Here is a 9,605-nt window from a genome sequence, read left to right as displayed (position 1 = left end):
ACGATAGCGGATTAGGCGTGGGCGCGCAATTTTTTTTAGCAAATTTCTTTTGAAAATCGGGGTCTGAGGCAGGTGTCAGACCCGTTTAGCATAAACGAAAGTCTCATATCTTTCGCACAACCCGACCTTGGGTAGGCTATACAGGCTTTTTTTGAAGTAAGTCGGTAACCATTGAAGAAAGTTGGCTTTGTCCACGAAATAGAATTCGCCAAAATTGGGGTCGAAAAAGGCCACATCATTTGCGATCCAAGCTGCCATAGCACGCCCACCGCCCGGACCATAAATCCCAATCATGACGTAATGGCCGTTGCCGTTGTATAAATCCCGAGCAATCGATTCGCGAGATTGCCCGCGGGAACGCCACGGTTCCCACCCGCGCGACCGGTATTACCTTTCACCGTCCCGAGCTTGACGGACTGCTTGCTGCCATCCTTAAAGTTCTTTGGAATAACGCCGTTACGCCGGATGATGCCCTTAGCATCAAGCCAAAGTCGGCTCGCCTCATCCTGATCGACTTTCCCACCTGGCACCGCATGCCTAATGATGGCCGAGCGGTTCATAGTCGTTCCGATAAGGAACAATTGCATAAGGTAGCGAACCTTGCTCGCGTCAATACTATCACCAGACATGATCCAATTTGCGATATGATTGTCATTGGCATGACCTTCGAGCCACTTTGCTGACAACATTTCACATATTCCATCAGCTGCCCCTGGGTTGGTCGCGATTATGCTCGCAACAGGATCGCGCATCTGAGAGAACTGCCACGCACAACGGCCGCCGAAATTTGTGGCAGAATTCTGTACGTTCCTAACGAATGGGTAGAGCAGCTTGCTGAGCAATGACATTGACGCCTCCAAGGATATTTGTCCTGATCAATTTTACAGGTCGATCGATTGAGTTTTGGGGAGATGGACGAGCAAATTCAAGAAGACCATGAGGACTTTTGAAAGTATCGCGGTGTTTAGCAAAGATAACATGCGTCTAACTTAGCGTTGCTGGCAGCTAAAACACTTGATCGAACCAACCATAAAAGGTTAATAGTTATTGTGCCATTTCTCGCTCTACTTTTTTGAATTTGGCACGCGACTGTTGGGCCACTTGCCCTTAGTAAGAATAATTTCCTGCTTTTGCCATTGAGGTGCCCAAAATATCGGATTACGCAGGTATTGTATTGGTTTTTTGAGTATGTGCGGCATAGTTGCGGCATCTAGTGATGGGATTCGACATGCCTGAGGCAGAACAAGTACTTGTCAGATTATCGATTGATAAGAAAATCGACTTGGATGTTGTAGGCTACAAGATCGAGGAAAGCCTATCTGAGGTTCCGAGCTATGCGGTTACGGCTTTGGATCAAGAGTCTAAGTTAGATAGTTTTGTGGGTAAAAACTGCGAAATAACCTTTGTTAAGGCTGTTTATTCGGATACTGAACCGCGCGTTTTCAAAGGGATTATCATGTCTGTCGAGCGCACCTTGGATGCGTCTGGCTCTGCAAGTTTGCGGTTTGTGATCCAACCTGCATTGGCAATACTTGGCTTGAGCGTTCACAGCGCAATCTATCAAAAATCGACGTCACTTGATATTTTGAAAGACGTTCTTTCTCGCAATGGGCTCGCAAGGGTCACAGTCGCTGGAACTATTCCCAAAGCGAAACGCGACACAGTCATTCAATACAATGAGAACGACTTGGCATTCTGCCGCCGCATCCTTGCGGAAGAGGGGCTAACGTTTTACTATCATGACGGAAAATCTGCTGAAACCTTGATGCTTCATGATGTTAGTAAGCCATTCCCAAATGATTTTGATGCGATTGAACTGACTGACGCGGAGTTCAGCGATGTCTCTCGTATGGAAGCGACGCAGCTTCACCTGAAACGTGCGCTTGTACCTGATAAGGTCGAGGTGACCCATTATGACGTGGATAAGGCCAGCGCCGTTGCCTCTGGTGAAAAGAAATCAAGCGAAACAAAATCGCCCGCAACGCCCAGCGTTTTGGAATATCGTCATGTTAAGGTCGGTGATCTTAAGAAAAATGAACTGGTGACGCTTATTCAGGCCAGTCAGCGGCCGGAATTGGCGATTTCTGGACAATGTGCTCATCCCGCGATGCATCTTGGTCAAGAGATCGATATTGCGAGCAACAATAGTGAAGATATTGAAGGGCGCTATATTATTTCCAACATTGCCTACACGCCACTAAACGAGACGAATTTGACTTGCAAGTTTCAAGCAGTGCCAGTCAGTCATATTCCTGCGCCCGAGCGCTTACCCAAGCCGCTAATTGCGGGCGTTCACAACGCTATTGTTGTGGGGGCGAGGGGCTCAAAAGTGGGCGATATTGCGTGTGACGAGCAAGGTCGGGTTCAGGTTGAGTTCTTTTGGGACAAAGCTGCAAGCAACAGTGGCTACATTCGCGTCTCTGAACCATTTGCAGGCAAAGGATACGGTGGCCAGTTCACACCGCGTGTCGGCCATGAAGTTCTTGTTTCATTTCTGCATGGCGACCCTGATGCACCTGTTGTTACGGGCCAAGTTTACACCGAAACGAACAAACCGCCGTTTGCCGAAAAGAATACAAGCAAGTCCGGTTTTCGCACGCAATTGCATAGTGATCCGAACGAGTTGGAATTTGATGACAAGGAAGGCAGCGAATTGATTGCAATTCGCGCTGCCAAGAATTTCGAATTGATCGTTGCCGAAAACGTCGTGCGCGAAATCGAAATGTTGGACACGACTACGATCGGCGAGACAAGCGAACTTGATATTGGTAAAGATTGGACAGTCACCGTCAAAAACTCTCATACCAATGATGCTAACGAAATAACGCTGACTGGCAAAAAAAAGATAACGCTGAAAGTCGGATCTTCTAAGATTGAACTTAGCACGAGTGGGATCTTGATTGATGCACCAAAAGTCGAGATCGCGGGCAAGTCAAAAGTGGATGTCGCTAGCAAAGGCACGCTGTCTTTAGAGGGTATGTCGAGCACATTTGAAGCAAAAACTAAGCTTGATATAAAAGGCCTCAATATTTCAGTGAAAGGCAAAGCAATGGCGACATTTGAATCGCCGCTCACGACTGTAAAAGGCTCTGGCGTATTAACGCTGAAGGGCGGGATGACTATGATCAACTAGGATTTTGAATGCTACGTAAGCTACCCTTTGAGACCAGCGAACCTATCCTCGAGCGTTTTGAACTAAGCGAGGAGGGGGCGCAGATTGTCGAAGCTGAAACGCCGCCCGAAGTCGCATTGCGGGCGTTGTTTGAGGGCAATCATATGGTTGATATGATGAATTATTTCGCACATGGAATGCCGCCGCGTGAAGGTGTCTGTTGGGCTGTTGCGACGATGCGTGATAGGTTTGGAGCGCTTGGTGAGAAGGATGACGAGATCCTGACGCTTGCTGAGAAATGGGTGAAAGATCCGCAAGAAAGCGTGCGCATTCGACTGATGGATGAAGGCGAGACCCTAGAGAACGAAGATCCGTTCAGATGGCTCTGTTGCGCGATTGCTTGGAATGGATCAGGCAGCATTGGCCCCAAAAATGGACCTGTGGTTCTACCCGCGACTGGCTTGCATGCTTCGGCCCTTTTGGGTGCGGTGTCGCTGTTGGTTGGAAAGTCACAAGACGGTATGGCAGCGGTTCACAGCAGCGCTTATCGATACGGACTTGAAGTCGCACAAGGCGGCTGGCCTTTGTTGATAGAGTGACAATTGAAACGGAAAGTTTGAAACTATGCCCGGAATGCCCGCATCACGAATAACTGATATGCATGTCTGTCCGATGGTCACGGTCCTTGTTCCGCATGTTGGTGGACCAATCGTTTCACCTGCGACACCTACAGTATTGATTGGCATGCTTCCGTCGGCCGGAATGGGAAGCATGGTCGTATGCGTTGGCCCCCCCGATACAATCATCAAAGGCAGTGCGACTGTGTTGGTCGGAAAGCGCCCGCTAGCGCGCCTTGGTGACAGTTGCGCGCATGGTGGGACGATAGTGCTGGGTTGTCCAACCGTTCTTGCCGGTGGATAAACGCCGCTTTCAGTGGCAGTGGCATTGAAGAAACTCAGATTTCAAGCGAAAAGCATGTCGGGATTTCGAGACATTTGCCTTGCTAAAAAATGATCATCTGGTTACGCTTAAGTCTAACTTATTGTTTTATCAATTTTTGAGGCGTTCTAGATCTATGGTATCCGTTAATTGGTTCGTTTTCCGCGAAGTGTATTTCAAGATTGTCATCTCAATACTCGCCGTCATTGCATCTATGCTGCTTTTGCAAAGTTCCCTCAACAATCTGAAGTTGCGCTCGCTTGTTGCTGAAGCGACATCGTCGAAACTACAGATTACTGCATCGACAATTGAATCCGCGATTGTGCGCGCTGAAGGTCTTGGTTTGGCGATGGATGAAATGGCGGGTCTGCAAGATTTGCTAGATCGTGAACGCGCCCGTGACGCGAGCATTGTGCGGATCGAGGTTGTTTCTCCGATTGGCGCACCAATTGTTGTTTCCGGTACCATTGCCACCGACGCCAACGATCCAAAGCAAGTTGAACGTTTGGCCAGTGAGCGCGAACAAGCATTTCGCCGAGTTCTTGGCGCGCGCGATAAAGTCACGCTTTTTGATGCCGGACCGCATCTTTATACGGGGCGCATTTTATACGATTCAAGCGATGCTGTGATGGGGGCTATCGTTCTCACGACACCGACGCGACAATATCTAAGCCGTGCAAACCGGTCGCTGAAAAATATGACGAATGCGTATCTCGCGATTTTTGCTTTGGTTGCCGTTTTGTTGGTGCCGTTCATCATCTTCCAATTCTCTGGCGTGCGACACGCTTATCGCGCGCTTGATCCTGATTTGATTGGGACAGTCACTAAAATCAGCGACTTACCCGAAGCTGCTCAAGACATTGTTTCAACGATTGAAGCAGGTCAAAGCGCGTTTTCAATCGCCTCCGCAGAGTTGGATCAATATTTGGAACCACACACGGATGAACATAAATCGGACAAGGCGGGTGAACCGTCATGAGTAACGAGAAAGCTACAGCAAGCGTTTCGCTGATTTCTGGTTTTTCACGCCGACTTTTCTTAAGCACTTCATTAGCGATGATCATTGCGGCCATCATCAGCTTGATTGTCACAGTTGTCTATTTCAACGCTGGTCTGCGCCCCTACCTTGTGGACAAAGCACGTGCGGTTGCTGAGTCAGTGCAACAAGACGTTCAATACGCGATTAGTGTTGGCATTCCTTTTGAGGAAATTCGCGGGTTAGAGCAGCACATAACTACACTGGTCGAGGAACATCCTGAAGTCAGCGAAATGCGCGTTGTTTCTGTGTCTGAGCAATTGGAAATGTCAGAAGCGGGCGTTGCAGAGGTGGTGATCGATAAGGACGCTGAAACTGAAGAGGGTTTAGGCTACCGCGTTATCACATCGATCAGCGAAATTGGATCGATCCTGTTTAGAAGCGGCAATGCGTCCGAAGTCATTTCAGTTGATATCGTTGAGAATGATACGGTCGTTGCCAGCATTGTGTCCGTCGTCGATGAGACCTACATGAACGGCAAAATGACGTCAGTTTTCTTCGACACGCTGGTTATTTTGATCGCCGTTTCACTGGTCGCTTTGGAAGTTGTCGTTGTTTTATCAGCCTCGCAACTTGCGGAACCTTTCCGCGTCGTGGAGCGCGCTTTGAACAGACGCGCAAGTGGTGATTTGCGTCAATATGAGGGCGGGCTAGGTCGTGGCCGTCTGACGAGTTTTGTCAAAACGCTTAACGTCTACAACGCCACCCTAAAAGATCGCGTCAACGTCGCAATCGTGAGCGTTGCAGATGCGGGTCGCAAAGCGATGCTTATCACATTAGCAGAGCGCACAAGTCTTTTCATCACTGACAAGCGCCAACAAGCGTCGATCATGGATGCCCGCATACCGTTGTTTGTTTTCTGTTTCGCCGAAGAGCTGCAAAAGTCGTTTTTGCCTTTGTTCGTGGCGGAATTCTATTCCGATAGTGATTTGTTCTCACGCGACATCATGATGGGTCTGCCGATTTCGGCCTTCATGTTTGTCATCGCAGTCTTCACGCCATTCGCGGGCAAACTGGTAGATAAGTTTGGGAACAGACCTTTGTTTCTAGCAGGTCTCTTGCCAGCCATTGCAGGATATTTATTCTGCTACATGGCGCAAAGCGGGAATGATATTTTGATTGGCCGCTCTATGACGGCTGTTGGTTACGCGGTTATCACTATCAGTTGCCAAAGCTACATCGCAGCTGTCGTCGTTGCAGAAAACCGAGCACGCGGCATGGCTGTCTTTGTGGGCGTTTTGATGACCGCAACGATGTGCGGAACTGCAATTGGTGCGATTTTAGCTGATTGGCTTGGCTACAAACCGGTCTTCTTGGTCGCGACTGGATTTGCGGTAATGGCTGGTATTTTGGGCTACAGCATGCTGAGCATTGATTTGCCAGAGCCAGAGCAAAAGAAGAAACCTGTGGGCGTCAGCAAAAGTCCAATCGCTACGCTTTTGCGCAACTCGCAATTTGTGTTGATCGTTCTGTTTTGCGCGATCCCTGCGAAAGTCATTCTGACAGGATTTCTGTATCTCTTCGTTCCGATCTATCTGGCCAGCTTGGATGCGACCCAGTCTGAGATTGGCCGCGTGATGATGTTGTATTCCTTGATCATCATTCCAATCAGCCCGTTGGCATCCGGTTTTGCGGATCGCCTTGGCAAGAACTTGTGGATGGTCATCGGTGCAACAATTGCATCTGGCATCGTGCTGCTTGGCCTATATCAAAGCGCGAGCGTTGCGATGGTGCTGACTGTGGTTGTCGCCCTTGGTATCGTGCATTCTTTCTTGAAAGCACCGCTGATTGTTGCGGCGATGGAAGCGGCAGAGAAAAGCCCGGACATAACGCGGACAGGCGCGCTTAGCCTTTTGCGCACCAGTGAACGTATCGGATCCGTCATCGGACCAGTCGTCGTTGCTGCGATGTTGGTGGTTCTCGATTTCGGCGAAGTTGCTGCGATCTTGGGAATTACCGTCGCCGTTCTTGGAATTATCATGGCCATCTTGTCCTTCAACAGAAGAGGACCGACCGCTCATGCGTAAGGTTTCATTTAGCCCTTTGATCGCTGTTCTCTTTTACCTTTTTGCAGCGACAGAGCAGGGGGCCGCACAAGGCAGAGCGTCCGAAGCACCCCAGCGCGTTCAACAAATCCACATGGTCGTATGGCGTGGATGTGAAGAAGCGTGTCGTGGTTTCGTGCGCTATTTTGAAGACCGCGCATTGCCCGTAAATGTCACCGTCACAGATGTTGAACGCGACAAAAGCAGGTTGCCAGAGGTTCAACAGCAATTGATTGCCGAAGACCCTGACCTTGTCATTACGTGGGGTACAAGCGTGTCGCGCGGTATCCTTGGGACGATCGAGGATCATCAAACTGCCTCTGCACTGGGTGATATCCCAGCGATCTTCATGATCGTTGCTGATCCAGTTGGCTCGAAACTTGTGGATAGCTATAAAGCTAGCGGACGGCCCTTCATTACAGGCGTGCGCAATCGCGTGCCAGAAGATGTGCAACTTCGTTTGTTGTTTGAGTATTTTCGCCCAGAGAAAATGGGTGTTGTGAATGACCCAAGCGAGCTGAATTCGACGCTAAATACCAATAGTTTGCGCGCGATATCTGATGAACTGTCGTTTGAGCTGGTCGAGCACGTCTATGAACTTGACGATGCTGGCGAAATTTCGGTTGATCAAATTCCCTCGGCGTTGGCGCATCTAAAAGAACGCGGTGCAGAGGCAATCTATGTCGGCTCCAGTTCGTTTAACCTTGAAAACCGTGAAGCTTTTGTTGAAGCTGCTAACTCGCTGAGCCTTCCCGTTTTCAGCGCTTATACGCAGATGGTGAAGGATGCAGGCGCTTTGATGGCGATTGGCACAAGCTACGCCAACGTTGGACGTCTGGCCGCGGTTCAAGCCGAACAAGTTGTTCTGAATGGCGCAATCCCGGGCGAGCTGCCTATCAAATCGCTAAACCGGTATTCGGTCATTCTCAACATGTCGACGGCCAGAGCATTGTCGCTGTATCCGCCTTTGTCCTTGTTAACAGTGGCAGAAATTGTACGATGAAGCTGGGTTAATTTAGGGGGGATGCGTAACATGAGTAGCTTGGCAGATAATATATCAGAAGACGCACCGTTTGGCGTATTCCTCAAAGGTGAAAAAACCACCTACCGCGCGTTGCGTTCCGCGTTCAATTCGGGTCAGGCCAATTGGCGTAGCCTATCAGAGACGCCAGAATCCTTAGAGGATCGTGAAAAAGCCGCAAACAATTCAGTAGCTTGGGCAGCGCTTGCAGAACTATGCGAGACTTGTTTGAACGAAACTTCCAAAGATTTGGAAGTGCTGTCTTGGTATGTCGCGTCGCAAATTCATGCAGCTAAGCCATTAGAGCAGTGCCGTGATGCTTTGCAGCTTATGGAAGGCCTTGTTGCGTCGAGCATCGATACTTTGCAACCGGTCCCGCCTGTTGAAAAACTAAAAGGCGAAACTGATGATGCTCGTGCAAGCGAAATTGCAGAGCTTAAGATGCGTCCATTCGTGCAATTGTTTGGTGAGGTCGAAGGAACCGGTTTGCTTAACGGACCCCTCACCAATTTGCCGCTGATCGGTGAAGTCACGTTTGGCAAATTTATTCTTGCCAACAAAGACGGAACGATTAGCGATTTAGCTGCTGAAGTTGGAGCACATATTTCGGCTGAGTCAGACGCGCTGACTATCAAGATTGAAGCCCTGCAACAGATGGCGTTGACGATTGTTGCGCTAGAAACCAATGTCAAAAATTTTGCTCAAAAACACGGGCAGGTGCCTCCGCTTATCGGATATGGCGCGCGTTTGGTGAATGATGTGCTAGCTGCCATTCTAACATTGGTTGAAGGTCTAGGTTTTCCATGGCCCGGAGACAGCGGCGAAGCAGAAGAAGAGGCTCCACAAGGTCAAAGCGAAAGTGACGGCGAAACTGTTGCTGTTCAAGCGGCTCCCAGTGCTGGTCAAAGCGGCGGCAGTGGCGGCGGCGGGACGGGTTTCAACATCAACGCAAATGTATCAAACCGCCATGACGCGCTGGTCGCGATCGCGAAGCTTGCAAAGTATTTCCGCAAATCCGAACCGCATTCACCGATTTGTTTGTTATTGGACCGCGCTGTGCGTTGGGGCAATCTGAACGCCGCAGAGCTTTACCGTGAAATACTTAGCGACGGCAGCGTTGGAATGTCGCAAATGGCATTGATGACGGGGCTTGAAAGCCAAGGGTTCGCGGACAATTTCGGACACAAAGGCGCAGGGGCAGCTGGTGGGGTCGAGCATCCTGAACTATCCAATTACGCCGCCGCGATTCCGAAACCAGCAACACCAGTCGAAAACAACGTTCAGGTGCAACAATCGCCGGTTGCTCAGCCATTAGTTGCTAATGCACAGACGAATGTGCAATCGTCTGACACTGTAGAATCGGCAGCAGTTCCAGAAACGACCGAAACACCACCCGAGAATTTACCAGTCGCAGACTTTGAATGGTAGTAAGAAACGATCAATAAACCCAAG

Annotated in this window: 9 protein-coding genes; 7 read left to right on the top strand and 2 right to left on the bottom strand. The window is 49.6% G+C overall.

What is annotated here, in order from left to right; all coding sequences use genetic code 11:
- Positions 1–75 precede the first annotated feature (75 nt).
- A complete protein-coding gene (locus QZ279_RS15760; protein ID WP_366513944.1) occupies positions 76–258 on the bottom strand; it encodes a YopT-type cysteine protease domain-containing protein in 183 nt (60 codons plus the stop codon).
- Positions 259–290: 32 nt separating this feature from the next.
- Positions 291–848, bottom strand: coding sequence for a YopT-type cysteine protease domain-containing protein (locus QZ279_RS10730; RefSeq protein ID WP_293450688.1), 558 nt, complete (start codon positions 846–848; stop codon positions 291–293).
- A gap of 380 nt (positions 849–1,228) precedes the next feature.
- On the opposite strand from QZ279_RS10730, the gene tssI reads away from it, so the two are divergent.
- From tssI to QZ279_RS10695, 7 genes are all read left to right on the top strand, one after another.
- Positions 1,229–3,133 carry a type VI secretion system tip protein TssI/VgrG gene (gene tssI, locus QZ279_RS10725; protein ID WP_293450686.1) on the top strand — a complete coding sequence of 635 codons (1,905 nt, stop codon included), beginning with the start codon at positions 1,229–1,231 and terminating at the stop codon, positions 3,131–3,133.
- Positions 3,134–3,141: 8 nt separating this feature from the next.
- Positions 3,142–3,711 (top strand): hypothetical protein, encoded by a 570-nt coding sequence (locus tag QZ279_RS10720; protein WP_293450684.1) that lies wholly within the window; start codon positions 3,142–3,144, stop codon positions 3,709–3,711.
- A 34-nt stretch (positions 3,712–3,745) separates the two neighbouring features.
- Positions 3,746–4,033, top strand: a complete 288-nt coding sequence (locus tag QZ279_RS10715; protein WP_293450682.1) for a PAAR domain-containing protein — start codon at positions 3,746–3,748, stop codon at positions 4,031–4,033.
- Between the two features lie 154 nt (positions 4,034–4,187).
- Positions 4,188–5,030 (top strand): hypothetical protein, encoded by an 843-nt coding sequence (locus QZ279_RS10710; RefSeq protein ID WP_293450680.1) that lies wholly within the window; start codon positions 4,188–4,190, stop codon positions 5,028–5,030.
- A gap of 77 nt (positions 5,031–5,107) precedes the next feature.
- A complete protein-coding gene (locus tag QZ279_RS10705) occupies positions 5,108–7,114 on the top strand; it encodes an MFS transporter (protein WP_293450678.1) in 2,007 nt (668 codons plus the stop codon).
- Positions 7,107–8,135: an ABC transporter substrate-binding protein gene (locus QZ279_RS10700; RefSeq protein WP_293450676.1), complete on the top strand. Its 1,029-nt coding sequence runs from the start codon at positions 7,107–7,109 to the stop codon at positions 8,133–8,135. The genes QZ279_RS10705 and QZ279_RS10700 overlap by 8 nt, the downstream gene beginning before the upstream one ends.
- A gap of 30 nt (positions 8,136–8,165) precedes the next feature.
- On the top strand, positions 8,166–9,581 hold the full coding sequence (locus QZ279_RS10695) for a type VI secretion system ImpA family N-terminal domain-containing protein (protein ID WP_293450674.1): 1,416 nt from the start codon (positions 8,166–8,168) through the stop codon (positions 9,579–9,581).
- Positions 9,582–9,605 lie beyond the last annotated feature (24 nt).

It is taken from the genome of Planktotalea sp., assembly GCF_018607965.1.
In the GTDB taxonomy this organism is placed as follows: domain Bacteria; phylum Pseudomonadota; class Alphaproteobacteria; order Rhodobacterales; family Rhodobacteraceae; genus Planktotalea.
Note: the sequence above shows the minus strand (reverse complement) of the source record. Positions and strands in the feature narration are given on the sequence as shown.